This window comes from Caballeronia pedi, from assembly GCF_001544915.2.
Classification (GTDB): Bacteria; Pseudomonadota; Gammaproteobacteria; order Burkholderiales; family Burkholderiaceae; genus Caballeronia; species Caballeronia pedi.
The window spans coordinates 96,734-123,289 of the sequence record NZ_FCOE02000003.1; the positions used below are offsets into that span (position 1 = coordinate 96,734).

General features: G+C 64.8%; 23 protein-coding genes and 1 pseudogene. 9 read left to right on the forward strand and 15 right to left on the reverse strand.

The genetic code is table 11. The features are described 5' to 3' along the window. The 6 genes and pseudogenes from AWB80_RS05450 (at position 1) to AWB80_RS05475 (ending at position 8,026) form a co-directional block, all read left to right on the forward strand. A complete protein-coding gene (locus AWB80_RS05450; protein WP_061173645.1) occupies positions 1-2,112 on the forward strand; it encodes a hydantoinase/oxoprolinase family protein in 2,112 nt (703 codons plus the stop codon). Further along, on the forward strand, positions 2,109-3,950 hold the full coding sequence (locus tag AWB80_RS05455; RefSeq protein ID WP_061173646.1) for a hydantoinase B/oxoprolinase family protein: 1,842 nt from the start codon (positions 2,109-2,111) through the stop codon (positions 3,948-3,950). Before AWB80_RS05450 ends, AWB80_RS05455 begins: the two co-directional genes overlap by 4 nt. Then, a complete protein-coding gene (gene alr, locus AWB80_RS05460) occupies positions 3,947-5,113 on the forward strand; it encodes an alanine racemase (protein WP_061173647.1) in 1,167 nt (388 codons plus the stop codon). The genes AWB80_RS05455 and alr overlap by 4 nt, the downstream gene beginning before the upstream one ends. A 132-nt stretch (positions 5,114-5,245) precedes the next feature. Further along, positions 5,246-6,400, forward strand: a pseudogene (locus AWB80_RS05465) (2-isopropylmalate synthase); the annotation flags it as partial. Between the two features lie 109 nt (positions 6,401-6,509). Continuing rightward, the gene (locus AWB80_RS05470; protein ID WP_061173648.1) at positions 6,510-7,604 is read left to right on the forward strand and encodes a branched-chain amino acid aminotransferase; all 1,095 of its coding nucleotides are present in this window, start codon (positions 6,510-6,512) and stop codon (positions 7,602-7,604) included. A gap of 47 nt (positions 7,605-7,651) precedes the next feature. Then, complete coding sequence (locus AWB80_RS05475; protein ID WP_061173649.1) at positions 7,652-8,026, forward strand: MFS transporter; 375 nt, start codon at positions 7,652-7,654, stop codon at positions 8,024-8,026. Positions 8,027-8,091: 65 nt separating this feature from the next. Here AWB80_RS05475 and AWB80_RS05480 read toward each other — a convergent pair whose 3' ends face one another. Then, complete coding sequence (locus AWB80_RS05480) at positions 8,092-9,270, reverse strand: M20 aminoacylase family protein (protein WP_061173650.1); 1,179 nt, start codon at positions 9,268-9,270, stop codon at positions 8,092-8,094. Between the two features lie 10 nt (positions 9,271-9,280). Beyond that, on the reverse strand, positions 9,281-10,498 hold the full coding sequence (locus tag AWB80_RS05485) for a diaminopropionate ammonia-lyase (RefSeq protein WP_061173651.1): 1,218 nt from the start codon (positions 10,496-10,498) through the stop codon (positions 9,281-9,283). Between the two features lie 137 nt (positions 10,499-10,635). On the opposite strand from AWB80_RS05485, the gene AWB80_RS05490 reads away from it, so the two are divergent. Then, complete coding sequence (locus AWB80_RS05490; RefSeq protein WP_061173652.1) at positions 10,636-11,112, forward strand: Lrp/AsnC family transcriptional regulator; 477 nt, start codon at positions 10,636-10,638, stop codon at positions 11,110-11,112. Positions 11,113-11,124: 12 nt separating this feature from the next. On the opposite strand, the gene AWB80_RS05495 is transcribed toward AWB80_RS05490, so the two are convergent. From AWB80_RS05495 to AWB80_RS05530, 8 genes are all read right to left on the reverse strand, one after another. Then, positions 11,125-12,273, reverse strand: a complete 1,149-nt coding sequence (locus AWB80_RS05495) for a branched-chain amino acid ABC transporter substrate-binding protein (protein WP_061173653.1) — start codon at positions 12,271-12,273, stop codon at positions 11,125-11,127. A 337-nt stretch (positions 12,274-12,610) separates the two neighbouring features. Continuing rightward, positions 12,611-13,657, reverse strand: a complete 1,047-nt coding sequence (locus tag AWB80_RS05500; protein WP_061173654.1) for an ABC transporter substrate-binding protein — start codon at positions 13,655-13,657, stop codon at positions 12,611-12,613. Positions 13,658-13,671: 14 nt separating this feature from the next. After that, the gene (locus AWB80_RS05505) at positions 13,672-14,805 is read right to left on the reverse strand and encodes an NAD(P)/FAD-dependent oxidoreductase (RefSeq protein ID WP_061173655.1); all 1,134 of its coding nucleotides are present in this window, start codon (positions 14,803-14,805) and stop codon (positions 13,672-13,674) included. Then, positions 14,798-16,222, reverse strand: a complete 1,425-nt coding sequence (locus tag AWB80_RS05510) for an FAD/NAD(P)-dependent oxidoreductase (RefSeq protein ID WP_061173656.1) — start codon at positions 16,220-16,222, stop codon at positions 14,798-14,800. The genes AWB80_RS05505 and AWB80_RS05510 overlap by 8 nt, the downstream gene beginning before the upstream one ends. Continuing rightward, a complete protein-coding gene (locus AWB80_RS05515; protein WP_061173657.1) occupies positions 16,219-16,527 on the reverse strand; it encodes a (2Fe-2S)-binding protein in 309 nt (102 codons plus the stop codon). Before AWB80_RS05515 ends, AWB80_RS05510 begins: the two co-directional genes overlap by 4 nt. A gap of 10 nt (positions 16,528-16,537) precedes the next feature. After that, entirely contained in the window at positions 16,538-17,332 is a 795-nt protein-coding gene (locus tag AWB80_RS05520) for an ABC transporter permease (RefSeq protein WP_061173658.1), read from the reverse strand. A 15-nt stretch (positions 17,333-17,347) separates the two neighbouring features. Beyond that, a complete protein-coding gene (locus AWB80_RS05525) occupies positions 17,348-18,265 on the reverse strand; it encodes an ABC transporter permease (protein WP_061173659.1) in 918 nt (305 codons plus the stop codon). After that, positions 18,258-19,349, reverse strand: coding sequence for an ABC transporter ATP-binding protein (locus AWB80_RS05530; RefSeq protein WP_061173660.1), 1,092 nt, complete (start codon positions 19,347-19,349; stop codon positions 18,258-18,260). Before AWB80_RS05530 ends, AWB80_RS05525 begins: the two co-directional genes overlap by 8 nt. Positions 19,350-19,634: 285 nt before the next feature. Here AWB80_RS05530 and AWB80_RS05535 point away from each other — a divergent pair, with 285 nt between their 5' ends. Both AWB80_RS05535 and AWB80_RS05540 read left to right on the forward strand, forming a co-directional pair. Beyond that, a complete protein-coding gene (locus AWB80_RS05535; RefSeq protein WP_061173922.1) occupies positions 19,635-20,510 on the forward strand; it encodes an IclR family transcriptional regulator in 876 nt (291 codons plus the stop codon). A 115-nt stretch (positions 20,511-20,625) separates the two neighbouring features. Beyond that, a complete protein-coding gene (locus tag AWB80_RS05540; protein WP_061173661.1) occupies positions 20,626-20,811 on the forward strand; it encodes a hypothetical protein in 186 nt (61 codons plus the stop codon). Here the strand turns inward: AWB80_RS05540 and AWB80_RS05545 are convergent. The 5 genes from AWB80_RS05545 to AWB80_RS05565 form a co-directional block, all read right to left on the reverse strand. Then, positions 20,808-22,436 carry an FGGY-family carbohydrate kinase gene (locus AWB80_RS05545; RefSeq protein ID WP_061173662.1) on the reverse strand — a complete coding sequence of 543 codons (1,629 nt, stop codon included), beginning with the start codon at positions 22,434-22,436 and terminating at the stop codon, positions 20,808-20,810. The two genes, AWB80_RS05540 and AWB80_RS05545, sit on opposite strands and share 4 nt — an antisense overlap. A gap of 63 nt (positions 22,437-22,499) precedes the next feature. Beyond that, positions 22,500-23,228, reverse strand: a complete 729-nt coding sequence (locus AWB80_RS05550; RefSeq protein WP_061173663.1) for an SDR family oxidoreductase — start codon at positions 23,226-23,228, stop codon at positions 22,500-22,502. Between the two features lie 25 nt (positions 23,229-23,253). Beyond that, a complete protein-coding gene (locus tag AWB80_RS05555; protein ID WP_061173664.1) occupies positions 23,254-24,537 on the reverse strand; it encodes a sugar ABC transporter permease in 1,284 nt (427 codons plus the stop codon). Between the two features lie 27 nt (positions 24,538-24,564). After that, positions 24,565-25,368 carry an ATP-binding cassette domain-containing protein gene (locus AWB80_RS05560; RefSeq protein ID WP_061173665.1) on the reverse strand — a complete coding sequence of 268 codons (804 nt, stop codon included), beginning with the start codon at positions 25,366-25,368 and terminating at the stop codon, positions 24,565-24,567. A gap of 62 nt (positions 25,369-25,430) precedes the next feature. Next, positions 25,431-26,489 carry an ABC transporter substrate-binding protein gene (locus AWB80_RS05565; RefSeq protein ID WP_061173666.1) on the reverse strand — a complete coding sequence of 353 codons (1,059 nt, stop codon included), beginning with the start codon at positions 26,487-26,489 and terminating at the stop codon, positions 25,431-25,433. Positions 26,490-26,556 lie beyond the last annotated feature (67 nt).

The window sequence follows — 26,556 nt, forward strand, 5'->3', positions numbered from 1 at the left end:
ATGTCAGAAAGACTTTATCGGGCAGGCGTGGATATCGGCGGGACGTTCACCGATATCGTCGTCATCGACGATCTGGGCGTGGTGCACACGAAGAAAGTGTCGTCCACGCCACAGGACTACGGCGTGGCGATCGTCACGGGACTGGAGGCGCTGCTCGCGTCGCTCGGCGCGACGCCGCGTCAGGTGACCGAACTGGTGCACGCGACGACCATCGCCACCAACACGGTGCTGGAAGGCAAGGGCGCGCGCACGGCGCTGGTGACGACGCGCGGCTTCCGCGATGTGGTCGAGATCGGTCGCCTGCGCGTGCCGATGCTCTACAACCTCGCGTATCGCAAGCCCGCGCCGCTGGCGAAACGCCGTCATCGCCATGAAGTCGACGAGCGTCTGAATGCCGACGGCTCCGTCGCGAAGGCGCTCGACGATGCCGAAGTCATCGCGGTGGCCGAACGGATCGCGGCGCAGGACATCGAATCGGTCGCGATCAGCCTGCTGCACGCCTATGCGAATCCGGAGCACGAGATCCGCGTTCGGGAACTGTTGCGCCGTGTGCTCGGCGAGCGCGTCTATCTGACGTGCTCGCACGAGATTCTTCCAGAGATCCGCGAATACGAGCGCACCAGCACAACCGTGGTGAACGCGTATCTCGGACCCGTCGTGGTGAGCTATCTGCACTCCTTGATCGCCAGGTTGCGCGATGTCGGCATGCGCGGGCCGGTGCAGATCATGCATTCGAACGGCGGCGTGATGAGCGCGGCGGCCGTCATGCAGAAACCGGCGGCGATCATCGAATCCGGTCCGGCGGCGGGCGTGATCGCGGGGGCATCGGTGGCCTCGGCGTCGGGATATGCGGACTGCATCACCGTCGATATGGGCGGCACGACCGCGAAGGCCGCGATCATCGAGGGCGGCGAACCAGCGCGTACGACGGAATATGAAGTCGGCGCGGGCATCAACCTGAGCAGCAAGCTCGTGAAGGGCGGCGGCCATGCGGTGAAGCTGCCGTTCATCGATGTGTCGGAGATCGGCGCGGGCGGCGGCAGCATGGTGCGCATCGACGCGGGCGGCCTCGTGAAGGTCGGGCCCGACTCGGCCGGTTCCGTGCCCGGTCCGGTTGCCTACGATGCCGGCGGCACGACGCCCACGCTCACCGACGCGGTTCTTGCGCTCGGCTATCTGAATCCGCGCTATCTCGCGGGCGGCGAGCTGCGCATCGACCATGCGAAAGCCTGCGATGCGATGCGCGCGCACGTGGCCGAACCGACGAACACGGAATTGCACGAAGCCGCCTACGGCGTGTTCTCGATCGCCGCATCGACGATGACGCGCGCGGTGAAGGCCGTATCGACGTATCGCGGCCGCGACCCGCGAGACTTCGCGCTGTTCGCGTTCGGCGGCAACGGGCCGATCATCGTGCACGCGATCGCCGCGCTGCTCGACATGCGCACGGTCATCGTTCCGCCGAGTCCCGGCGTATTCAGCGCGCTCGGCCTGCTGTTCTCGACGACGCAGCATGAATTCATGCAGACGATGTTCCGCCGGGTCGATGCCGACGCCGCAGCGCCGCTCTGCGATGCGCTCGAAGATCTGGCCGCGCGCGCCCGTGCTGAGATGATCGAAGAAGGTCTTGCGCGCGATGACATCGAGTTGCGCTGCTCGCTCGATCTGCGTTACGCGGGGCAGGCGTATGAACTCGCCGTGCCGCTCGCGTGGCGATCGGGCGAGGCCGTCGATATCGCTCAAGTGAAGCGCGCGTTTCACGCGGAGCACGAGCGTACATACGGTCATGCGTCGCAGGACGATGTTGTCGAGCTCGTCAATCTGCGCGTGCTCGGCAGCCTGAAGTCGGAGCAGTCACGCGTGTACGACGCGCGGCGCGCGGGAGGCGCCCGCGCCGATGCGGGGACGCGCGTGATGCGGCGCGCGTACTTCGGTCCCGCGCACGGTTTCGTCGATACACCGGTCATCTCGCGCGCGACGCTGCGCGCCGGGCCGCTCGACGGGCCGGTGATCGTCGAGGAGTACGACTCGACTTGTGTCGTGCCGCCGGGCGCGCGCGCCCGTGTCGACGCACATGAAAACATCGTCATCACGCTGGGAGACAACACATGACATCCGCCACGCACACGCCGTCTTCGGACGACGCCATCACGCTAGAAATCGTCAAGAATGCGCTCGGCTCGGTGGCGGACGAGATGGCGCTCGTCGTGCTGCGCTCGGCCTATTCGCCGATCGTGCGCGACTCGATGGACTTCTCCACCGCCGTGTTCGACCGGCAAGGCCGCGTGATCGCGCAAGGGCTCACGCTGCCGATCCACCTCGGCGCGTTTCCCGCGGCGATGCGCAACGTGATCGCGCGCTTCGGCGCAAGCGGCCAGCCGGGCGATGTCTATGTGATGAACGATCCGTACACCTCGGGCGGCATGCATCTTCCCGACGTGTATCTGATTCAGCCCGTGTTCTTCGGCGGAAGCATCGAAGGCTATGTCGCGACGATCGTGCATCACGCCGATATCGGCGGCATGGCGCCGGGCAGCATGGCGATCGGCGCGACCGAGATCTTTCAGGAAGGCTTGCGCATTCCGCTGCTCAAGCTCTTCGATGCGGGCGAGCCGAATCACACGCTGATCGCGCTGCTCGAAATCAATTCGCGCATGCCCGATCAACTGCGCGGCGATCTGCGCGCGCAGGTCGCGTCGTGCCGTGCGGGCGCGCGCGGGCTCGCGCAACTGATCGAGAAATACGGCGCCGATGGCTTCGCCCGGCTCGTCGATGCGCTGCACGACTATGCCGACCGGCTGACGCGCCAGGCGATCGCCGCGATGCCCGACGGTGAATACTGTTATGACGACTTCATCGACGGCCTGGGCGACCGGCCGCAGCCGATCCGCTTTCGCGTCAGGGTGACGATCGCCGGCGACGAAGTGACGATCGACTGGAGCGGCACCGATGCACAGGTGCCCGGCGCGATCAACGGACCGTTCGCGACGACGCAATCGGTCGCATACGCGGCGGTGCGCTGCGCGATCGGCGTAGACGTGCCGAATTGCGAGGGCTTCTCGCGCCCGGTGCATGTGTTCGCGGAGCCGGGCTCGATCGTCAATCCGCTGGAGCCCGCGGCGTGCGCTGCGCGCGGCATCATGGCGTATCGCATGTTCGACGTGCTGCAAGGCGCGTTTGCGCAGATCGTGCCGGATGCGATGCCCGCGTTGGGCGAAGGCGGTCCATCGGTGGTGTCGATCTCGGGACGAGGAGCTGCGGGCAACTGGCTGATCACGGACGGCATTCTTGGCAGCTGGGGCGCAAGCGCGCGGTGCGACGGCAGCGAAGGCATCGCCAATCCGCTCGGCAATCTGTCGAATCAGCCGGTCGAACTGATCGAGGCGCGCTTGCCCGTCGTCATCACGGATTATGGTTTCGTGCCGGACTCGGGCGGCGCGGGCAAGCATCGCGGCGGACTCGCGATGCGCCGCACGTATGCGCTGCGGGCGGAAAGCGCGTCGCTGGGCTTGCGCTCGGACCGGCGCGAGCATCGGCCGGCAGGTTCGCACGGCGGACTGGACGGCTCCCCGTCGTTCAATCTGCTCACGCGCGACGGCGAATCCATGCTGCTGCCGAGCATGCCGAGCTCGGTCATCGCGCTCGGGCGCGACGACCGGGTCTGTCATATCGCGGCGGGCGGCGCGGGCTACGGTCCGCCTTGGGAGCGCGAGCCGCAGGCGGTCCTGGAGGATGTGCTCGATGGACTGATCTCCGGGCGCATGGCGCGCGATCTTTACGGCGTGGTCATCGACCGAGGCGAGATCGATCCTGTCGCGACCGAAGCAGCACGCGCCGCGCTCGCGCAATTGTCGGCCGATGAACTGCGCGCGCGGCAGGACCGCGTCTTCGCCGAATCGAACGGCTTGCAGGCAGCGCTGTCTTTTGGGACCGGCGAGGTGCGGACATGAACGCATCTACCGACGACCTGCGCGAGTACCGTCTGCTGCGTCCCGCGTGGGCGGAGATCGATGAAGGCGCGATCGCCGCGAATCTCGCGGTGGCGCGCAAGCTTGCGGGCGACGCGAAGATCTGGTTCGTCTGCAAGGGCGATGGCTTCGGCTTCGGCGCGGCGAAGGTCGCGCGCCTCGCCGACGCCGCCGGTGTCGATGGCTTGTGCGTCGGCAGTCCGGAAGAGGGTATGGCGATCCGCGCGGCGGGCGTCACGCGCGACATCCTGCTGTTCGCATCGACGCTGCCGGAGGACGCGGCGCGCGTCGCGTCGCTCGGCCTGATCGTCACGATCCAGAGCATGGAGAGCTTGCGTGCGTTCGTCGCGGCGGGCGTTCTGGTCGATGCGTTCATCGAGATCGATCCGGGCTTCGGCCGTTTCGGTTTTCTCGCGTCGCAATGGGCGCAAGCGTTCGCCGTGCTCGCGCAGCAGTCGACCGTTCGCCTGAAGGGTGTCTACACCCACCTGAGTTCGCCCGGCGACGAGGCGATCACCGCGCGCCAGGCGGGCGTTTTCGATGCCGCGCTCGCCGATGCGCATTCTGCTGGTTTCCGCGATCTGGAGACGATGCTCGCGAGTTCGCGCGTGATGATCGCGCATCCGGCGCTGCGTTACAGCGCGGTCGATCCGGGACGGCTGCTCTACGGCGCGCTCGATGCCGAATGGATGGCGCGCGTGCCGTTACGCCCGATGCTCAGCGCCATTCGCGGACGCATCATCCATGTGCAGGAGCATCCGGCGGGATCGACGCTCGGTATCGGCTATGCGGCGCCCATTCGCCTTGAGCGCGCGATGCGCGTCGGCGTCGTGCCGATCGGGTTCGGGGATGGGCTGAATCACGTGCCGCCGTTCGGACGCGTGCTGATAGGCGGACGCGAGGCGACGATCATGGGGCGGCGCTCGTTGCAGCACACGGTGATCGATCTGAGCGCGTTTCCCGAGGCCGGAGTCGGCAGCGTCGTGACGATCGTCGGCGAGGACGGCGGCGGGTTCATCGGCATCGACGAACTGGCCGATGCGATGCGCATTCCGGTGATGGAGTTGCTGCCACGGGTCGTGCGGATGTTGCCTCACATATCGCGGACTCGAGTCGGGAGATGCGAACCGGTCGATGCGGGTTGACCCTAGATTTGCCCGCGGCATCGTTAGCTATAATCGCGCGGTCAGGCGCTGTGATCCAGCGTCACGACAGGCAGGAAGGGTTACCCCCCATTCCCTGATCAATGCAATTGCCGTTCCCCACAGGAGACTGGCATGTCAGACCGACTCATCATTTTCGACACCACCTTGCGCGATGGAGAACAGTCGCCGGGTGCCTCGATGACCCAAGACGAAAAACTGCGCATCGCCCGACAACTCGAACGCATGCGCGTCGACGTGATCGAAGCAGGGTTCGCCGCGAGCTCCGAAGGCGACTTCGAGGCAATTCGGGCGATCGCCGGCGAGGTCAAGGACAGCATCGTCTGTTCTCTGGCGCGCGCGAACGAGCGTGACATTTCGCGAGCCGCCGAGGCGCTGAAGCAGGCCAGCCGATTCCGCATTCATACCTTCATCGCCACATCCGCGCTGCACATGGAAAAGAAGCTGCGCATGTCGCCCGATCAGGTCTATGAACAGGCGCGGCGCGCAGTGCGTCTGGCGCGCGGTCATACCGACGACGTCGAGTTCTCGCCGGAAGACGCGAGCCGCTCCGACCTCGACTTTCTCTGTCGCGTGATAGAAGGCGTGATCGACGAAGGTGCGACTACCATCAACGTCCCCGATACGGTCGGCTATGCCGTTCCGGATGGCTACGCTGCCTTGATCCGCGAGCTTCGTGAACGCATTCCCAATTCAGACCGGGCGGTCTTTTCGGTCCACTGTCACGATGATCTCGGCCTGGCCGTGGCCAACTCGCTTGCGGCCGTCAAGTCGGGCGGCGCCCGACAGATCGAGTGTGCGATCAACGGACTTGGCGAGCGAGCCGGCAATACGGCGCTCGAGGAAGTCGTGATGGCAGTCAGGACGCGACGGGATGTCTTCGGCCTCGATGTGCGCGTGGACACGACTCAGATTGTCGAAGCCTCGCGGCTGGTTTCGGAGATCACAGGCTTCACGGTGCAGCCTAACAAGGCGGTCGTCGGCGCCAATGCGTTCGCGCATGCATCGGGCATCCACCAGGACGGCGTGCTGAAAGCGCGCGACACCTACGAAATCATGCGCGCGGAAGACGTGGGCTGGAGCGCGAACAGGATCGTGCTCGGCAAACTGTCTGGTCGAAATGCATTCAGGCAGCGGTTGCAGGAGCTGGGAATCGAGTTCGACAGCGAAGCAGAAGTGAATGCAGCGTTCGTTCGATTCAAGGCACTTGCCGATCAGGAAGCAACCGTGTCCGACGACGCACTCGTCGCTTTGTCGCGGCAAGACACGGTGGCGGATACAACCCGTTCGCAACTCTGACGACGCCTTCCATTTCAATCCCTCGCGGGTCGCCGTGCGAGTCTGACGAGACCCGTTCCGCCATTGGTCGCATGAAAGTATGAATACCGATATGCCTACACAGTTTGTCATTTCCCCAAGCGCAACGCCGACGCCGCACGAACAGATCGTCGCGAGCATTTCAAATCCCGTGTTCGGTCGGGTGTTCACCGATCACATGGCGACGATGCGCTGGACCAACACGCTTGGCTGGCACGATGCCAAGGTCGAACCTCGCCGGCCGTTTCAGATCGATCCCGCTTGCGCCGTGTTGCACTATGCGCAGGAAATTTTTGAAGGCATGAAAGCGTACCGCGGCGAAGACGACTCGATCTCGCTGTTCCGCCCCTTCGAGAATGCCAGGCGGTTTCGTGCCTCGGCCGCGCGTCTTGCCATGGCCGATCTCCCGGAAGCGCTCTTCGTCGAGGCGGTGGAATCTCTCGTCAAGGTTGACCGGGACTGGGTGCCTGGTGGCGACAGCAGTCTCTATCTGCGTCCGTTCATGTTTGCCTCCGAGAGCTTCCTCGGTGTGCGCGCGTCACACGAATACGTGTTCTGCGTCATCGCCTGCCCCGTAGGTCCGTACTTCAAGGCAGGCAAGTCGTCGGTTACTGTCTGGGTGTCCGACCGATACACTCGCGCGGCGCCGGGTGGAACGGGTTCGGCCAAATGCGGCGGCAACTATGCTGCCAGCCTGATCGCGCAGACCGAAGCTGCAGCCAAAGGTTGCGACCAGGTCGTTTTTCTCGATGCCGCCGAGCACAAATGGATCGAAGAGATGGGAGGGATGAATCTCTTCTTCGTCATGGATGATGGCTCTCTGACGACGCCGCCACTGTCCGGCACGATTCTGCCGGGTATCACCAGGGCTTCGATCATCGAGCTTGCCAGGCGTGAGGGCCTCGTAGTCAACGAAACGGCTTATGCTTTCGACGCGTGGCGTGCAGACGCCGCGAGCGGCCGTGTCCGGGAGGTATTCGCTTGTGGGACCGCTGCGGTCGTCACCGCGGTCGGTGAGGTTCGCCATGCCGCCGGAGAATTTCAGATCGGCAACGGGGGAGAAGGACCCGTGACACAGCGCATCCGCACGCAGTTGACCGGTATCCAACGCGGCAGGCTCGCTGATCCGCTTGAATGGGTTTATCGCATCGAATAAGGCCGATTGGGCCTGAATCGATGAAAAGGCGCGTCGACACTTCAAGAATGTTTTCGCGCAAGGCGTCGCTCTTGGTCTGGGTTCGGGTCATACGGCGTTTTCGACAACTGTGTCAGAAAGTTGGCTCGCAGGTTTGCGCCAATGTCATCGCATCGGGGTTCTATCCGACATCGAGCCGGGCGACGGGCGTGGCATGGGCGCTCGGCGTCGGGCGGATCGGTGCGTTCGCGGGATCGTTCGGTGGCGCGTTGATGCTGTCCGCGGGCGGGTCCAACGCAGCGCTCTATCTCATCCTGGCATTACCCGCAACACTGTCCGGCGCGGGTATCTTCTTCGCGGGCGCCCGTCAAGCGCGGATCCCGGCGGCTTCGTCTGGCGCGGACGTTGCACTGGACATGCCCGGTGCCGAGATGGGCTCATAGTCGATCCGCCGCTTCGGTCGGCATCGATCACGACATCGTCCGCGTTCCGCGGACGATGTTCAAACTTACGCTTTACAAGCGACCGCGCTTTTCAGCGCGAGCCGAGCTACTTCCGCGAAATAACGTGCGCCCGTCGTAAGAATCTCATCGTTGAAGTCATAACTTGCGTTGTGCAACGGCGTACTGCCCGTCTCGCCGTTCGCGCCGTTACCGATGAACATGAAATTGCCCGGTATCGCTTGCAGGAACGCTCCGAAATCCTCGGAGATCATCATCGGCGTGACATCGCGATCGACGGCATCGGCTTCGGCCACCTGCGCAGCCGCGCATGCAGCGATATCGACCCATTCGCACGAATTCACCGTCGGCGCGAATTCGTGGGTGTATTCGACAGTACAGCGAGCACCGTGTGCTTGGCAGAAGCCTTCGCTCAGTTCACGCATGCGCGTTTCGAGCAGACGTTGCACATCGGTCGAATAACTGCGGGTATCGCCCTTGATCACGACGTTCGAAGGAATCACATTGCGCAATCCGTCAGTGATGAACTCGGTGCACGAGACGACGGCCGACTCCGACGGATCGACATTACGCGAAACGATGCCTTGCAAAGCCATCACGATCTGCGAACCGATGACGATCGGATCGACGCCCATATGCGGACGCGCAGCATGCGTGCCGCGCGCCTCGATCCGAATGACGAAGTTGTCCTCGCTCGCCATGATGCCGCCGGCGCGGGTGGCAAAGGTGCGAGCCGCCATGCCCGGCATGTTGTGCGCGCCAAAGATGGCATCGATGGGAAAGCGTTCGAACAAGCCATCGGCCATCATGGCCTTTGCACCGCGTCCGTGTTCTTCCGCCGGCTGGAAGATGAAGCGGACGGTGCCATCGAAGTCACGGCGTTCGGCAAGCAGTCGTGCGGCGCCGAGCGACATCGCCATATGACCGTCGTGGCCGCATGCGTGCATCCTGCCCGGCGCGCGTGAAGCGTGAGCGCGGCCGGGCGCGTGCTCGGCAATCGCAAGCGCATCCATGTCGGCGCGCAGGCCGATCGCCCGTTCGCTCGTGCCCGCGCGCAGACTCGCGACGAAGCCCGTGCCGCCGATGCCGCGCACCACCTCATAACCCAGCGCGCTCAGAATGCCTGCGGTGTAGTCGGCCGTGCGATGCTCTTCGAATCCCGTCTCGGGATTCTGGTGGAGATGCCGGCGCCATTGCTGCAACTGGGCCTGAAGCGAGGTTTCCATGGCGTGTTCCTTAAGTCGGTGAAGCGGCGCGGCGCTGACGTTCGAGCACGTCCCGGGGATCGTGGCCCGTTAGCTCCCGGTATAGCGCAGGCGCGGTCGCACCTTCTGTGTTGATGACGAGTACGCGCGAGTGCTCGTCCAATTCAGCGCTCGTAGCGGCGGATGAATCCTGCATGAGCACCGAGAGCGCCGCATAACCTGCCGCGCCCGATTCGCCTGCGACGACAGGCACGTCGCGCAACCCGCCTTCGGCGAGCGCGCGCATGGCCTGTACGGCATCGGCATCATTGATCGTCATGAAGGTATCGATGCACGGTTGCAGCACGCGCCACGCAAGCGGCGACGCCTCGCCGCACGCGAGACCCGCCATGATCGAATCGACCGAACCGGTGGCGCGGGAGGCGTGACCCGCGATTGCACTTTGATACAGACAGTCCGCCTGCTGCGGCTCGGCGACGATGAAGCGGGGCCGCCGCGCTCCATGCCATTCCCACAGGTAACTCGCCACACCCGCGGCCAGGCCGCCCACGCCGCCTTGCACAACGACATGCGTGAAGACAGGCGTCTCGCGCGTGCTCGCGGTCTGCTCGAGGACTTCGGCCGCGATGACGCCATAGCCTTGCATGACATCGCGCGGAATCTCCGTGTAGCCATCGTATGAAGTATCGGATACGACATGCCAGCCGTTATCGTGCGCAAGCCGTGCAGCCTCGGCGACCGACGCATCATAGTTGCCTTCGACACGCACGATGCGTGCACCTTCTTTCGCGATCGCGCGCTCGCGCTCTTCGCTCACATGCGCGTGCAGCACGATCACGCACTGGCATCCGAACGAACGCGCGGCGGCGGCCAGCGCCTTGCCATGATTGCCGTCGGTGGCGCTCGCCACGGTCAGATGCGCAAGCAGCGCGGCGTGCCGGCCTTCCGCGAGCGCGCGCGGATCCAGATCGTGCGCGTGCCACAGCCGCTTGACGAGGCGCATGAGCGCGATGGGCGCACCTAGCGCCTTGAAGCTGCCAAGCGGCGAACGCAGCGATTCATCCTTCACATGCAGCGAAGCCAGCCCAAGGCGCTCGGCCGCATCGGGCATCGTCCATAACGGCGTGGGACCCGAGTTGAGCAGCGGCCACGCAGCGAGCCATGCGCGGCTCTCGTCGGCTGCGGCCTTGTTGAGGATCTCGTGCAATGAATAGGGCGTCCGGCTCGCGCGGGCATTGGAAGTCAGCATCGGAAATACGCTCTCTGCTATTTGATGAGTTGACGGTATGGTGTGCAGGCAAAATAATATTCAGGTTGACCGTTAATTCGATTGGATAAATCGACGGACTGACGCAAAAAAATCTCATTTCTTATGAAGGCGCCGCCATGACCGTTTCGCTCGACAACTTCGATCGCAAGCTGCTTGTGGAAGTGCAGCAAGATGCACAGATTCCCCAGAACGAGCTCGGCGCGCGCGTGAACCTCTCCACAGCAGCGGTCAACCGACGGCTGCGACGTCTCGTCGACGAAGGCGTGATCGAACGCTATGCCGCAGTGGTCTCGCCGGAGAAAGTAGGTTGTGCACTCACCATCGTCACGATGGTCGAAGTCGAGAGCGAACAGATCGATTTGCTCGATGCCATGAAACGCAGCTTCGCTCAGTGTCCATTCGTTCAACAGTGCTACTACGTTGCGGGCGAATGGGATTTCGTGCTCGTACTGACGGTGCACAACATGGATCAGTACACGGAACTCACGCGGCAGTTGTTCTTCTCGAACAACAATGTCAAGCGCTTCAAGACGCTGGTGAGCATGAGCCGCGTGAAGGTGGGTCTCGGCGTTCCTGTTTCGATCGACGAGTAACCAAAACGGTCGTCAGCGCACCACGCTCAGATCGTTCCACGCGCCATTGCCGAACTGACGCACGGTGATCGCGCCGTTCTGCATGTCGCCTTTGTCGTCGAAACGGATCGCGCCCGTGACGCCGCTCATCGACAAAGCGCGCAGCTTCGGCAAATAGACGTGGGGGTCAGTGGAGTCGGCGGCCTGCATGGCAGCGGCCATCGCCATCACGGCATCGTAGGCGTAGGGCGCATACAGTTGCACGGGCACGCCGAAGCGTTGCTGATAGCGCTTGAAGAATGCCTCGCCGCCCGGCATCTGCGCGCGTGGCACGCCGGCGAGCGTGCAGTATTTGTCGGCATTCATGGCTTGTCCCGCAAGCGTGATGTATTGCGGCGTGCAGGCCTCGTCTCCGGCGATGAGTTTGGCCTTGATGCCGAGCCTCTGCGCCTGCTGCGCGAAGGCCGCCGCCTGCGTGTCACCGCCCGTGAAGACGATGCCAGCGGGCGCGGCGCTCTTGATGGTCGTGAGCACGCTCATCCAGTTGGTGGTCTTGTCGGTGCCATATTCGCGCGCGACGACTGTGCCGCCCGCTGCTTTCACTGCCTTCTCGACCTCGTCCGCGAGCCCCTGGCCGTAGGCAGTGCGGTCATCGACGATGGCGACTTTGCTCGCGTGCAGATCGCGTACGAGGTAAGTGCCGATCACCGTGCCCTGACGCACATCGTTGGCGACCATTCGAAACACCGACTGAAAACCCTGCGCCGTGAGCTTGGGATTGGTGGCGGACTCCGTGATCATCGGGATGCCGGCATCGGCATAGATACGCGATGCGGGGATGGACGTGCCCGAATTCGCGTGTCCGACGACACCGGCCACGCGATCATCGATGAGCTTCTGCGCTACGGTCACGGCCGTTTTTGGGTCCGCGGCATCGTCCTGTGAATCGAGTTCGAATGTGATCGTCTGACCGCCAATGCGTACCTTCTTCGCGTTCAGATCTTCGATGGCGAGGCGCACGCCGTTTTCATCGTCCTTGCCGATGTGAGCAAGCTCGCCCGTCAGTGGAGAGACCTGGCCGATTCTGACGGCGACATCGGCGTGAGCGTGAACGAACGGCACGAGCAACGTCGCCGATAGCAGGCAGGACGGGAGGCATGAAGCAGCAGGGCGGAAGCGCATGGCATTGATCTCGAGTAGGAGGTGCAGAGAAACCGCTTGAATCCGGTGTCTCAATCCTACGAAACCGTCGCGATCGCCAATATCGAAGCGGGAGGCGATGACGCAAAAAACTCCCGATTACGTCGCGGTTAGTGATTATTTTTCTCAGAACGCCCTGACGAGTCGGTTATGCCGAGAATGTTGTACGCGTGGGGTTCCCAAAGCACAACCTTGTAAGGTAAGGAGGTACCCAACCCCGAAGTTGCATAGGATCGAGGCCATCCCCATAGCCGTATCGGCGAGCAAGATGGCCGAGCACGCACTGCCCGATGTCAATGCGAATCTGGCAGACGATGCCTTACTTCTCGATCTGCTGATTCCAGCGCTGATCCCACTGCGCGCGATTCGCGTTGATCGAGTCCCAGTCCACCACGGTCACTTTCTTCACGAGCGCGTTCAGGTCGCCAAGATTCTTCTCCATGTCCGGCGTCATCTTCGCCTGCGTGTTAGTGGGAATCTGCTTGCCGGCCTCTGCCGCCTTCGTCTGCGCGGGCGCGGACAACAGGTACTGCGCGAGCTTCTGCGCGAGCGCCGGATCGGGATTGTTCTTCACGACGCACACATCGACGAGCAGCAGCACCGCGCCTTCTTTCGGCGCGACATAAGCGACCGGCAGGCCCTTGTCCTTGAGGTCGCCGACGGCGGTCGGCGTGAGCGGGAAGAGGCCGGCTTCGCCCGTCGTGATCATTTCCGAGAGCTTCGCCGAGTTCGGAATGTATTCGACGACATTCGGACCGACCGTCGTTGCCCATTTGCTGAAGCCCGGCTCGACATTCTTCTCGCTACCGCCCCACAAGCGGTTGAGCGCGAGGAAACCATGCAGGCCGAAGGTGCTGCTCGACGCCGACTGGAACACCACCTTGCCCTTGTACTTCGGATCGGCGAAATCGAGCCACGAGGTCGGCGGCGCCCAGCCCTTTTCCTTGAAGAGCTTCGTGTTGTAGCCGATGCCGGTCATGCCGAGCTGCACGCCCGCGCCCATGTCGTCCTTCAGGCGCGCGAACGGATACAGCTCCTTGAGCACCGGCGCATCGTCGAGCTTCTGGCACACGCCCATGCTGACGGCGCGCGCCATCACGCCGTCATCGAGGAAGGCGACGTGGATCTGCGGGCTGTTGCGGTTCGCGAGCAGCTTCGCTAACACGTCGGACGAGGTGCCCGGCACCACGACGACCTTCACGTTGTTGGCCTTTTCGAAGTCGGGCAGGACCTGGCTCGTGTAGGCCTTTTCCATCGGCCCGCCGTTCATGCCGATGTAGATGGTCTTGCTCTGCGACCAGGCGTAGGACGACGCGCCGAGTGCAACGAGCGTGGCGAGCGAAACGAGTGTGCGGGGCAGCTTCATCGAAATTTTCCTTGTTATGACTGGGGGATGGCGGAAAGAGGCATCGAACTGAACCGTCCGATCGAAAAGGCCTCGATCGGCGTGCTGGTTTCGCCCTGCGTGACGAGCTCGGCGAGCACTTCGCCGACGCCGGGCGCGAGCAGAAAGCCGCCGCCCGAAAATCCGAATGCATGAAGCAGGCGCGGCGTGGTTCGGCTTGGTCCGATGACCGGATTGTTGTCGGGCGTTTCGCCCTCGACGCCGCTCCACGTGCGAATCAGAAGCGCATCGCGCAATGCGGGCAGCAGCGCGCAGGCGTCGCGCATCACGGCGCGCGTCGTCTCCGTCGATGGCTGTGCATACTCGCCATCGCCATGTCCGCGTCCGCCGCCGATCACGCAGTTACCGCGCTCGACCTGACGCGCATAGATGCCGCCGCCCACTACGCCGAGACTGTGCCCGATAAAGAGCGGCAGCGGCTCGGTCACCCACATGTTCGGATAGATGGGCTTCATCGGCGCGCTTTCGCCGAAGCTGCCCGCGATGCGGTTCGCCCACGCGCCCGCGCTGTTGACGAGCCAGTCGGAACTGATGCGCTTGTCGCCCGCGCGCATCTGGAAGCGTGTGCCGTCGAAGGTGATGTCGGCGAGCTCGGTCTGTTCGCGCACGTCGGCGCCCGCGCGCCGGGCGGCATGCGCGAAACCCGGCGAGACGAGACGCGGATTCGCGTGGCCGTCGCTCGGGCAGAGCGAGCCGCCGATCGCCGCAGTTCCGAGCCACGGATAGCGCTTGCTGAATGCGGCGCCGCTCATCACCTGCGATTGAACACCGTGTTCGCGCGCCATCGCGGACCATCGATCGAGCACGTCGAGATCGGCTTCGTAGCGCGCGAGACGCAGATGACCCGACATGACCATCTCGCCGTCGATGCCGATCAGCTCGGGCAGGCGGCCAAACACGCGCCGCGCGCGCACGGCGAGCGGCAACTGTTCTTCCGTGCGTCCCTGCGTGCGCACGCCGCCATAGTTCACGCCGCTCGCCTGCGCGCCGCAAAAGCGCCGTTCGATCAGCGCGACGCGCATGCCCGCTTTGGCGAGCGCAAGCGCCGTCGACGAGCCGACGAGCCCGCCGCCCGCGATCACCACATCGTAATGACGGGCGTCACTCATCGTGGGCTTCCTCGGGCTGCACCTGCACGCCGTCGTCGTAGAGCATCGGTGTGATCGGGATGGGTTTGATGGGCGCCTGGCTGCGCAGACGGCCGACCTCGGCGAGCGGCTTGCCGGTTTCGGCAGCGAGCAGGGCGATGGCGGACTCGCCACACATGCGCCCCTGACAGCGGCCCATGCCGATGCGCGTGAGCGCCTTCAACCGATTGACTTCCGTGGCGAGCCCGCTGCGGATGCACGCGCGCATCGTGCCGGCGCTGAGTTCCTCGCAGCGGCACACGATCATGTCGTCGGGCCAGTCCTGCGCGGCGTTCGCGGGCGGCGCGAATGCATGCTCGATGCCCGCGCGGAAAACGGCGATGCGTTCGAGTTCGCGTTCGAGCTTCGCGGCATCGGGCTGAGCGCGTTCGTGCGCCATCATGCCGATGTCTTCGATCAGCGCGAGCGCGGCGCGGCGTCCCGCGAGCTCGGCGGCGTCCGCACCGGCGATGCCCGCGCCGTCGCCGGCGAGATACACGTTGCGTTCCGAACTGCGGCCCGCCGCGTCGCGCTCGGGGAGCCAGCAGCGATTGAGCGCGTCGAAGCGGAAGCGGCATCCGGCGAGATCCGCGAGCTGCGTTTCGGGGCGAAGGCCGAAGCCCATGCCGACGGCATCGCAGTCGAGCGTGCGTGGCGCGCCGCGATGCGTGCGCCAGCGGACACCGCGCACGGCATCGTCGCCGTCGATGTTATCGAGCGTCACGCCACGTTCGATACGCACGCCATGCGCCTGCAGCCATGCCACGTAATACAGGCCCTTGGCGAACGTCGCAGGCTGGTTCAGCAGGCGCGGCGCGGCGGCGGCCTGACGCGAGAACGGGCTGGTATCGAGCACGGCCGCGACCCGCGCGCCCGCTTTCGCGTATTGATAGGCGACGAGATACAGGAGCGGCCCGGTGCCCGCGAACACGACGCGCGAACCGATCGCACAGCCTTGCGCCTTCAACGCGACCTGCGCGCCGCCGAGCGTGAAGACGCCCGCGAGCGTCCAGCCGGGCAGCGGCATGATGCGATCCGTCGCACCGCTCGCGATAATTAGATGCGTGAACGGCACGCTCGCCTCGCGTCCCGCGTGAAGGGTGTCGAGGCGGTTCTGCTCGCACGCCCACGCGAGCGTGTCAGGGCGATAGTCGATCTTCGGCAGCAGCTTCGCCATGGCGCCGTGCACGGCTTGGGCCTTCTTCGCTTCGAAGCCGTAGAGCGTCGCTGCGCTGCGTTTGAAGCCCGCGTCGGCGGGCGGCTGCCGATAGATCTGTCCGCCCCAGCGCGCGTTTTCATCGATGACGACCGGCCGCAATCCCGCCGCGACGAGCGTCTCTGCCGCGCGAATGCCGGCCGGTCCAGCACCGACGATCACCACACGATGCGCGCCGCTCATCGCACGTCCTCCGTGACGACACGCATGCCCGCTTCGATGCGCGTCGAACATGCGCGCATACGCTTGCCGTCCTCGCCGCGCACCCAGCAGTCCTGGCACGCGCCGATCAGGCAGAAGCCCGCGCGCGGCTTACCGCTGAATTCGCTATGCCGCACATGCCGCTGCTGCATGAGGATGGCGGTCAGGAGCGTATCGCCCGCGAGCGCTTCGGCCGGCACGCCATCGAGAACGAAGGGAATGCGTGCGCGATCGGTCTCATCGAGACGAACGAACTGCGGCGCATGATGAATCGTGGCGGTGCTCATGAGTGTGGGTTCAGTGCTGGCCGATCAGAATGCGGTTGAGCCCGTACACGCGGTCGAGAATCAGCATCGCGCCCGCGGTGATGAAGATGACGAGCGCCGAGACCGACGCCATCATCGGATCGATCGATTCGGTCGCGTACATGTACATGCGCACCGGCAGCGTCACCGTTTGCGGCGACGTGACGAAGACCGACATCGTCAGCTCGTCGAAGCTGTTGATGAACGCGAGTAGCCAGCCGCCGGTGATGCCGGGCAGGATCATCGGCAGCGTGACGCGGCGGAAAGTGGTCCACGAACTCGCGCCGAGCGACGACGCGGCGTGCTCGATGCTGCGGTCCATGCCGCTCACCGACGCGAGCACGAGCCGCATCACGAACGGCGTGATGATGACCATGTGTGCGAGGATCAGCCACGCGAACGAGCCGGTCGCGCCGATCAGCGCGAAGAAGCGCAGCATCGCGATGCCGAGTACGAGGCCTGGAATCACGAGCGGCGAGAGCAGCAGCCCGTTGAGGAAGCCGCGCCCCGGAAAGCGCGCGCGGCCGATCGCGAGTCCGGCGGGCAAGGCGACCACGAGCGACAGCGTCGCCGAGGCGAACGCGAGCTTCACGCTGTTGAAGAACGCCGAGATGAAGTCGGGATAATCGAGAATCGCGCGGAACCAGCGCAGCGAGAGGCCGTGCGTGGGCAGCGTCAGCGTTTCTTCGGGCGTGAACGCGACCAGCATGACGATGACGAGCGGCGCCAGCACGAAAAGGATCACGATCATGTGGAACGCCAGCGCGACGGGACCGTTTTTGCGCATGATGGATCGCCTCGTTCAGCCCATGCTGCGCGTATAGCGCCGCTCGAGCACGCGATAGTAAGTGAGCATCACCACCAGATTGGCGATGAGCAAAAGCACCGCGATGGTCGCGCCGAGCGGCCAGTTCATCGAACTGAGGAACTGGTCGTAGACGGTAGTGGCCGCGACCTTCAGACGGCGTCCGCCGAGCAGGCCCGGAATCGCGAAGGCGCTCGCGGACAGTCCAAACACCATCAGACTGCCCGACAGAATCCCCGGCACGAGTTGCGGCAATACGATGCGCCGGAGCGTGACGGCGGGGGAGGCCATCAGTGAGAGCGCGGCGTTTTCGGTCTGCGGATCGATACGTTGCAGCGCGGTCCACACCGGGATCACCATGAACGGCAGCATCACGTGCACCAACGCGATAACGATCGCAAACGTCGTATAGAGCAGCTTGTACGGACCGAAGCCGAACGCCCCGAGCAACTGATTCACGAGCCCGTTCACGTTGAGCAGCATGCTCCAGCCGAACGCGCGCACGACGACCGAAACCAGCAGCGGCGCGAGAATCACCAGCAGGAAGATGGAGCGCCAGGGATCGCCCATGCGCGACAGGATGTACGCCTCGGGCGTGCCGATCACGACACACAGCAAGGTCACCAGCGCGGCGATGCCGAACGTGCGCGCGAAGATCGTGTGGAAGTACGACGAGCCGAGCACTTCGGCGTAGTTATGCAGATCGAACGCGGCGACGGGGCCGATCGCGGGATCGAATCGATAGAACGTGAGCGCGAGCGTCATCGCGAGCGGCACGATCACGAGCACCGCAAAAAGCAGCAGCGCGGGCGCGCTCATCATCCAGAGCGGCAGATACGCATGCCACGGCGCGCGCCGGGCGCTATTCGATTGCGCCGCCGACGCGGGTTCGGAAGAACGCAGCGTGCTATCCACGGGCGGCCTCCTGCTGGATGAAGCGGATCGACTCTGTGTTCCAGTCGATGCCCACTTGCGCGCCTTCTTCGAGCGGCTCGTCGCCGTGATTCTGGCAGCACACGAGCATTTCGCCTGCGCGACTGTCGAGCCGGTAAAGCCACTGGCTGCCGAGAAAGAAGCGGCTCGTCACGCGGCCCGGCAGACGTCCGCTGCCGGCCGCGCCGAGCCTCAGTTTTTCCGGGCGGATGCACACGGTGACCGCATCGCCGACGCCGATCGCGCGCTCGCGTTCCGGAAGCTGCGTGGTCGAGCCGGTCTCCGCGAGATCGTGGCCGAGATCGATGCGAATGGCGTCGCCGTCGCGCGCGACGATCGTGCCGCGCAGCATGTTGGCCTTGCCGATGAACTGCGACACGAAGCTCGTCTCGGGACGCTCGTACGCGCGATAGGGCGTATCGACCTGCGTGATGCGGCCCGCTTCCATCACGACGACGCGATCGCTGATCGACAGCGCTTCGGACTGATCGTGCGTGACCATGATCGTCGTCGTGCCGATCTTGCGTTGAATGCCGCGCAATTCGAACTGCATGTCCTCGCGCAACTTCGCGTCGAGGTTGGACATCGGCTCGTCGAGCAGCAGCACGGGCGGCGCGATGACGATCGCGCGCGCGAGCGCCACGCGCTGACGCTGCCCGCCGGACAACTCGCGCGGAAAGCGATGCGCGAACTTGTCGAGCCGCACGAGCGACAGCGCGTCGCGCACGCGCTCGCGGCGCTCGCTCTTGTCGACGCCGCGCATCTCCAGCCCGAAGCTCACGTTCTGCTCGACGCTCATGTGCGGAAAGAGCGCATAGCTCTGAAACACGATGCCGAGACCGCGCCGGTTCGGGCGCATGTGCGTGATGTCGCGGCCGTCGAGCATGATGCGCCCGCGCGTCGCTTCGATGAAGCCCGCGATCATCTGCAAGGTCGTGGTCTTGCCGCAGCCCGAAGGGCCGAGCAGCGAGACGAATTCGCCTTTCTCGACCGACAGATTGACGTCGGCGACGGCGTGCAGATCGCCGAACGACTTCGACAGATCGGTCAATGTGAGGAACGACATGGCCTGCCCCTTCGGCGCGTCGCGCGCCGCCTGTGTGCGACTGATTCCGATGAACCCACTCTAGCTAGCCATATTTCGGTGCGTCAATTTGAAATTCCATTGAATGAGTGAAACCTGCTCATAGATTTCGAACAACGGAATTTATAGCGCTTCGACATAGAAATTATTTCAATGAGCGTGATTTGGGTTATCCCTTAGATTGCGCAATGCGGCTGAATCGGGTCGAATAGGAGCGGAGAGATGCAGGGCGCGGACATTCCGTTGAATGGAATACACGGGGCGACGATGAAGGCTTCTTACGAAGGAAACGGAACACAGGCGCCGGACGCGCCGGGAGTCGGCATGCTCCAGCGTGCGTTCGCCGTGATTCGAGCGCTCGGCGAGGACCAGGCCGAAGGCAGCCGTGTCACCGCGCTTGCGAAGGCGGTGGGACTGACGCAGGCCACCGTGCATCGCATCCTGCATGCGCTGATCGCGGAAGGCGTCGTCGAACAGGACGAAGGGAGCAAGCGCTATCGGCTGAGCGTGGATTTCTTTTCGCTGGCGGCGCAGGCGGGCAACCCGAGCCGCATGCGCACGCTGTGCCGGCCCGCGTTGCTGCGGCTATGCGCAAGTCTCGGCGACACCATCTTCCTGCTCGTGAAGAGCAGCTTCGATGCGGTGTGTCTCGACATGTGCGAAGGCCCGTTCCCGATCCGCTCCTTCACCGGCGATGTGGGCGGCCGCGTGGCGCTGGGCGTCGGGCAGGGCAGCCTCGCGATTCTCGCGTTTCAACCCGAGGAAGAGCGCGAGGAGATCATCCGCTTCAACGTGCCGCGGCTGCATAACTATGGCGTGTTCGACGAGGTCTACCTGCGCACCGAGATCGAGCGCGTGCGCGCGCAAGGCTACGCGGGGCGCAACAGCGGGCTGATCGATGGCATGGCGGGCGTCGCGGTGCCGATCCTCGATCGGTCGGGGCTTGCAGTCGGCGCGTTGAGCGTCGGCACGCTGTCGACACGCCTGGGCGAAGACCGCCTGCCGATGGTGGTGGAACTGCTGAAGCGCCAGGCGCAGGCGCTCGGACCGCAAATTAATCCGTTCGATGTGGCCGTGCGCCGTCCGGCTCATGGCCTGACGCGCGCGATGGCGACCAGGCCGCTGTCGGGGCCGGCGGACTAAGCGGCGGAACGCTTTCCACTCGCACGAACGCTGTGTTCTAAAGGAGCCAGGGACAGCGCAGGCGCGCGAATTGATACTAATGCGATGTCAGCCTCGAGCGCATGGTCCGATTCGGATGCTGATCGCGCAGATGCGTCAGTCGGAAAGCGACCTGCTGATGCTCGTCGTGACGATCAGTCTTGCGATGCTCTCCATCGCAGCACGGCTCGGGCTGCATTTCGTGCGCGGCAAAAACGAGAACTTGACTCGATCGTTGTGTCCGCGGCTCTTCGATCCACCAACCACGCCACGCCAGCACTAACCCTCGCGAATCTCCCGCGCGCAACCCTGCAAGCGGATGAATGCGCGATATCGCGTATCGTGCAATTGCGCGAGGTCGCCGGTTGCCGGCGTGTAAGTCTCCTTGACGCGCGCCATGCCGCTCATCGCCGAGCGAACGTCGTCGAACAGGCCACCCGCCACGGCGCCGAGCATCGCAGCACCGAGCAGCACGGGCTCCTCGGCCTGGGTGGCCAGCACCGGCTTGCCGGTCGCATCGGCGAGCAGTTGCCGGACCAGATCGAGCCGGCCCGCGCCGCCGCTGATCATCACCCGCTCGATCGGCGCGCCGGCCTGAGCCTGCGCTTCGATGATCTGACGCAGGCCGTAACCGATACTGCACACGCCGGCGACATACAGCGCGACCAGACTGTCGAGGCCGGTTTCCATACCGAGGCCGGCGATGACCGCGCGCGCGTGCGGATCGGCGAAAGGCGCACGGTTGCCGAGGAACTCAGGGACGATGTGCAGGCCGTCCGCGAGCTTGACCGCGTCGGACAGGCTTCCGGACGCCTGGGCCGCGAGCCCGGCCAGCATGCCCGGGAGCGATTCGGCGCGTTCTTGCGCGCGCCTCCCGACATCGGCGGCGGCGGGATGCATCGCGAGCAGGCGCTCGATCGCAGCGCCGGCGACCGACTGACCGCCTTCGTTGAGCCATGCCTGCGGCACCATCGCCGAGAAGTAGGGGCCCCAGACGCCGGGCACGAAGACCGGCTCCGCGGTCGTCGTCATCGTGCATGACGAGGTGCCGAATACATAGGCCAGGCAGGACTCTGGATTCCCTTGCGCGCCCACGGTGCCGATACCGCCTGCATGGGCATCGATCACACCCGCGCCGACCGGCGTTCCGGCGATCAGGCCGAGTTCCGCGGCGGCACGTTCGGTGAGGCCGTTGCCGAGTCGGGTGCCCGGTTCGACCACCTGTTGACCGATGCGCGCGAAGTCCTCGTCCGCCAGCGCGCCGAGTCCGATGGTCCGAAAATAGCTGTCGTCCCAGCGCCGCTCATGCGCGAGATAGGTCCACTTGCAGGTCACGGTGCAGACCGACCTCGACAGATCGCCGGTCGCGCGCCATGTCAGGAAGTCGGTGAGATCGAAGAATTGCCACGCGGCGTTAAAGGTTCGCGGCCGGTTTTCCAGAAGCCACAAGAGCTTCGGCGTCTCCATTTCCGGCGAGATTCTGCCGCCGACGAACTTCAGCACCGCGTGGCCGGTCGCGTTGATGCGCGCCGCCTGCTCGAGCGCGCGATGATCCATCCAGACCACGATATCACGCTCGGCCTGCTCCGACGGTCCCACGGGCAGCGGTATGCCGCCATCGCCCAGCACGACGAGCGAACAGGTTGCGTCGAAGCTGATGCCGGCGACGGACTCGGGCGCAATCGCCGCCTGCGCGAGCGCTTCCTTCACGGCATGGCAGACGGCGCTCCAGATTTCCCCGCTCGATTGCTCGACGATGGCGCCGCTCTCATGGAACAGCGTAATGTCCTTTTTCGCCGAGGCGGACATATTGCCGGCGGCATCGAAAATTCCGGCGCGGGCGCTGCCGGTGCCCACGTCGACACCAATGACATGGCGTGCGCCGGCGCTCGGGTTGCTTGCGTTCATCTCTCTGTCCGTGGTTGGAGTTGGGTCATGACGGAAAGGCGCCGTCGCCCGCCCGATGGGTGGTCACAGATCGACGCTGTTGGGCAGGATCACGAGATCGCGAATGGTCACGTTACGCGGACGCGTCAGCATGAAGAGCACCGCTTCGGCGACCTCTCGCGGCTGCATCAGACTGCCGGAGGCGAGCGCTTCCTCCATCTTGGCTTTCGGCCAGTCGTCGAGCAGGGCGGTGACGACCGGGCCGGGCGCGACGGCGCCCACGCGCACGCCATGTTTCGCGACCTGACGCCGCATGGTGTGCACGAACGCCTGCACGGCGAATTTGGATGCGGTGTAGATCGGCTCCCACACGACCGGCACGATGCCCGCGATCGAACTGGTGAACACGATATCGCCCGATTTCTGCGCAACCATATGCGGCAGTACGGCGTGCACCGAGCGGAACGCCGCGTTGATGTTCAGGTTCAGCATGCGATCCCATTCGTCCGGATTGCCGTCCACGATTTCGCCGCCGATATACGCGCCCGCGTTGGCGTGAAAGATGTCGAGGCCACCGGCGAGATCGAGAATTTTCGGCAGCATCGCCGAGACTTCGGACGGCTTGAGCAAATCCACGGACAAGGGCAGCGCGTTCGCGCCCAGTTCCGCGCAGCAGGCCGCGAGCCGGTCCTGCGCGCGATCGATCAGCACGACCTTCGCGCCTTCCTCGATCAGGACGCGCGCGCACTCCAGGCCGATGCCCGACGCCGCGCCGGTGATGGCGGCCACTTTTCCCGCGATGGATACTGACATTGACGATTCTCCTGTTTGACTCGGCTCATGCGCGGCCATGCGACACGCGCGACTGCCGGGCGAGCGAATCGACGATCACCGCGATGGCCAGCACCGCGCCGGTGATCATGAAGCGCAACGAAGATGAAAGATTGAGCAGCGTGAGGCCGCTTGCGATCGACTGGATCACGATGATGCCGAGCACCGCCGAATATGCGCTGCCGCGGCCGCCGAACAGGCTCGTCCCGCCGATCACCGCCGCCGCGATGGCGTTCAGGTTGACGTCGCCTGTGCCGGCCTGCTGGCTCGCGGATGCGAGGCGGGCAGCGGTGAGAATGCCGCCGAGCGCGGCGAAACTTGCGCACAGCACGAACGCGCTCGTATAAATGCTCGCGACCTTGATGCCCGCGCGCCGTGCGGCCTCGCGGTTGCCGCCGACCGCGTTCATCGAGCGGCCCCAGCGCGTGCGTGTCAGCGCGTAGTCCATGAGCACGGTGAGGCCGAGGAAGACGCCGAACATCAGCGGCACGCCGCGCCCCGTGTTGAGATAGGCGACGACGATCTCCAGAAACACGGTGATCGCGACGGCCCGCGCCAGCAGGCCGCCCATCGACGGCGCGGAGAGCCGCGCGGCCTGACGGCGCGCGCGTGTGCGCAGACCGAGCACGAGGATCGCCACGCCGGGCAGCAGCGCCAGCACATGCGAGACAAGCGCGGGGATGATCATCAATTGCCCGAAGTCCACCATCGTCGTGGAATACGGCAGGTTGATGGAGCCGCTCGCGCCCAGCACATAGAGTTGCATCCCGAGAATCGCGAGCAGTCCCGCGAGCGTCGAGACGAAGCTCGGCATGCCGAGCCGGTTGAGCAGCAACGCGTACAGCGCGCCGATCGCGCCGCCCACCACGATTGCCGCAACGCACGCGAGCAGCACCGGCCAGCCTTCATTGACCCACAGCGTGCCGACGAGCGCGGAGGCGAAGCCACTCATCGAGCCAACCGACAGGTCGATCTCGCCGACCAGCAGCACGCAGACGATGCCGAGCGAAATGACGCCGACCGTCGAACAATCGAACAACAGGTTCACAAGATTGTTGGCGGACAGAAAGACCGGATTCAGACTCGTGAACACGGTCCAGATGATGATGAGACCCGCGATGACCGGCAGCGATCCGAGATCGCCGGAACGCACACGGTCGAAGAACGCGGAGACGCTTTCACCGACGCCGCTCGCGTGCTTGACGCGGACGTCGCTGCGGTCGAGCAGGGTGGAAGGCTGGGGCGCGCTTTGCGTGTCGGGCGGCGCGCTGCCCGGAGTGTGCTTGCTCATGATCGATCCTTTACCCGATGTCCTGTTTCATGCGTCCTGTTGAGCCTGACGGCGTCCCGCGCGGCGCGAGACGGCGTTCTCGGTCGCGCCGGTGATCGCGGCCACCAGCTCCGCGTTCGACGAATCGGGATAGAAGATGCCGTTGTTGCGGCCGAGCCGCAGCACCACGATGCGATCCGCGACCGCGCGCACGTCCTCCATGTTGTGGCTGATCATGATGACCGCGTGGCCGCGATCGCGGACGCGCTCGATCAGGTTCAGCACTTCGGCCGTCTGCGCGACGCCGAGCGCAGCCGTCGGTTCGTCCAGCATGATGAGCTTCGGGTCGAGCAGCAGCGAACGCGCGATCGCGACCGTCTGGCGCTGTCCGCCCGAGAGCGAGGCGACGACGTCACGCACGCTCGGAATGCGCGCCGACAGTTCGTTCAGCAGCGTCCAGGCGCGCACTTCCATCGACACTTCGTCGAGACGCATGGGAGCGAGCTCGCGTCCGAGATAGATGTTGGCGACGACATCCAGGTTCTCGCACAAGGCGAGGTCCTGAAAAACCGTCGCGATACCCAGGTCGAGCGCCGTGCCCGGATCCGACAGCGTGACTTCCTTGCCGCCGAAGGTGATCGTGCCTGCGCTCGGCTGATGCACGCCGGCGAGGATCTTGACGAGCGTCGATTTGCCCGCGCCGTTGTCGCCAACCAGCGCGACGACTTCGCCGGCGTGGACATCTAGCTCGATGTCCGTGAGCGCCGACACCGCGCCGAAATGCTTCGAGACGCCGCGCAGGCTCAGCACCAGCTCGCCGCGCCCGGCGTGTGGAGTGGGGTTTGCATTCATGATGTTCCTCTTCGGTGCGGCGGAACCCGCAGGCAGCCGGGGTCCGTCGCGATCAGTCCCGGTCAGTGCGTGATGCCGAGCTTCTTGCAGCCGTCCGCATAACGGTCCGTGCAAAGCTCCTTCGCGTTCGCGAAGCCCTTGTCCACCACTTCGGCCTTCAGGTTCTGCGCGGTGATGACCGAGGGCTTGAACAACTGCGTCGGCGTGTTGAAGAGCGAGGTTTCGCCCTTCGGCGCCTGTCCCGAGAGAAAGCCGACCGCCGCCTTCGCCGCCGCCGCCGCGACGATCTCGCTCGGCTTGAGGATGGTGTTGTACTGGTCGCCCGAGATGATGAGTTGCAGGCCGGCGATGGTCGCGTCGTTGCCGGTCACGGGCGGCACGGGATTGACGCCTGCCGCCTTGAAGGCCGCGATGGTGCCGCCGGCGGTGCCGTCGTTGGCCGCCACCACGCCGACGATCTGCGAGCTGAAGCGCGTGATCTGCCCGCTGACCCATTGCTGGGCCTTGGGCGGCGCCCATTCCGGCGTGTCGTATTCCGCGAGGGTCTTGTAGCCGCCGCTTTGCAGACCGGTGTGAATGCCCTTCTTGATGAGACCCGCCGCCGCATCCGTGGGCGAGCCGTTGACTTCGAGCACGCCGCCCTTGCTGGTCGCAACGCCCGTCGCCTTGAGATGATCGACGAGCGAGGTCGCGATTGCCTTGCCGATGCCTTCGTTATCGAAGGAAACGTAATAGTCCGCGGGCGTCGACGGCACCGGCCGGTCATAGGCGATGACCTTGATCCCCTGACTCTGCGCCATATGCACGAGCGACGCGGCGGCCGTGGAATCCACCGGATCGAGGACGATCACCTTCGCGCCTTGCGCAATCACGGAATTGAACTGCTGCTGCTGCGTCGCGACGGCCGCATTGGCGTTCTGATAGAGCACTTTGCAATCCGGACAAAGTTTCGCCATTTCGGCCTTGAAGCCGGGAAAGTCGTGCTGCTCATAGCGCGTCGACGCCTGATCGGGCATCAGGAACGCGACCGTGCCGCTGGGCGCGGCCAGCGCCGGCAGGCTGCACGACAGGCCGAGACTCAGCGCGCCCGCGCTGATCAGTTGGGTTGAGAGCTTTTTCATTGCATGTCTCCGAGTTCTTGGGATTTGAGTGTCGTACTACCGTGTTGGCCTGCCGCATGCGCATTCG

Coding starts and splice junctions, on each gene's coding strand:
- AWB80_RS05545 (WP_061173662.1), bottom strand. CDS start 22,436: ATGAACGCAAGCAACCCGAGCGCCGGCGCACGCCATGTCATTGGTGTC.
- AWB80_RS05515 (WP_061173657.1), bottom strand. CDS start 16,527: ATGAGCACCGCCACGATTCATCATGCGCCGCAGTTCGTTCGTCTCGAT.
- alr (WP_061173647.1), top strand. CDS start 3,947: ATGAACGCATCTACCGACGACCTGCGCGAGTACCGTCTGCTGCGTCCC.
- AWB80_RS05550 (WP_061173663.1), bottom strand. CDS start 23,228: ATGTCAGTATCCATCGCGGGAAAAGTGGCCGCCATCACCGGCGCGGCG.
- AWB80_RS05510 (WP_061173656.1), bottom strand. CDS start 16,222: ATGAGCGGCGCGCATCGTGTGGTGATCGTCGGTGCTGGACCGGCCGGC.
- AWB80_RS05500 (WP_061173654.1), bottom strand. CDS start 13,657: ATGAAGCTGCCCCGCACACTCGTTTCGCTCGCCACGCTCGTTGCACTC.
- AWB80_RS05475 (WP_061173649.1), top strand. CDS start 7,652: ATGTTTTCGCGCAAGGCGTCGCTCTTGGTCTGGGTTCGGGTCATACGG.
- AWB80_RS05505 (WP_061173655.1), bottom strand. CDS start 14,805: ATGAGTGACGCCCGTCATTACGATGTGGTGATCGCGGGCGGCGGGCTC.
- AWB80_RS05555 (WP_061173664.1), bottom strand. CDS start 24,537: ATGAGCAAGCACACTCCGGGCAGCGCGCCGCCCGACACGCAAAGCGCG.
- AWB80_RS05455 (WP_061173646.1), top strand. CDS start 2,109: ATGACATCCGCCACGCACACGCCGTCTTCGGACGACGCCATCACGCTA.
- AWB80_RS05530 (WP_061173660.1), bottom strand. CDS start 19,349: ATGTCGTTCCTCACATTGACCGATCTGTCGAAGTCGTTCGGCGATCTG.
- AWB80_RS05450 (WP_061173645.1), top strand. CDS start 1: ATGTCAGAAAGACTTTATCGGGCAGGCGTGGATATCGGCGGGACGTTC.
- AWB80_RS05535 (WP_061173922.1), top strand. CDS start 19,635: ATGAAGGCTTCTTACGAAGGAAACGGAACACAGGCGCCGGACGCGCCG.
- AWB80_RS05560 (WP_061173665.1), bottom strand. CDS start 25,368: ATGAATGCAAACCCCACTCCACACGCCGGGCGCGGCGAGCTGGTGCTG.
- AWB80_RS05520 (WP_061173658.1), bottom strand. CDS start 17,332: ATGCGCAAAAACGGTCCCGTCGCGCTGGCGTTCCACATGATCGTGATC.
- AWB80_RS05495 (WP_061173653.1), bottom strand. CDS start 12,273: ATGCGCTTCCGCCCTGCTGCTTCATGCCTCCCGTCCTGCCTGCTATCG.
- AWB80_RS05470 (WP_061173648.1), top strand. CDS start 6,510: ATGAATACCGATATGCCTACACAGTTTGTCATTTCCCCAAGCGCAACG.
- AWB80_RS05485 (WP_061173651.1), bottom strand. CDS start 10,498: ATGCTGACTTCCAATGCCCGCGCGAGCCGGACGCCCTATTCATTGCAC.
- AWB80_RS05565 (WP_061173666.1), bottom strand. CDS start 26,489: ATGAAAAAGCTCTCAACCCAACTGATCAGCGCGGGCGCGCTGAGTCTC.
- AWB80_RS05490 (WP_061173652.1), top strand. CDS start 10,636: ATGACCGTTTCGCTCGACAACTTCGATCGCAAGCTGCTTGTGGAAGTG.
- AWB80_RS05480 (WP_061173650.1), bottom strand. CDS start 9,270: ATGGAAACCTCGCTTCAGGCCCAGTTGCAGCAATGGCGCCGGCATCTC.
- AWB80_RS05540 (WP_061173661.1), top strand. CDS start 20,626: ATGCTGATCGCGCAGATGCGTCAGTCGGAAAGCGACCTGCTGATGCTC.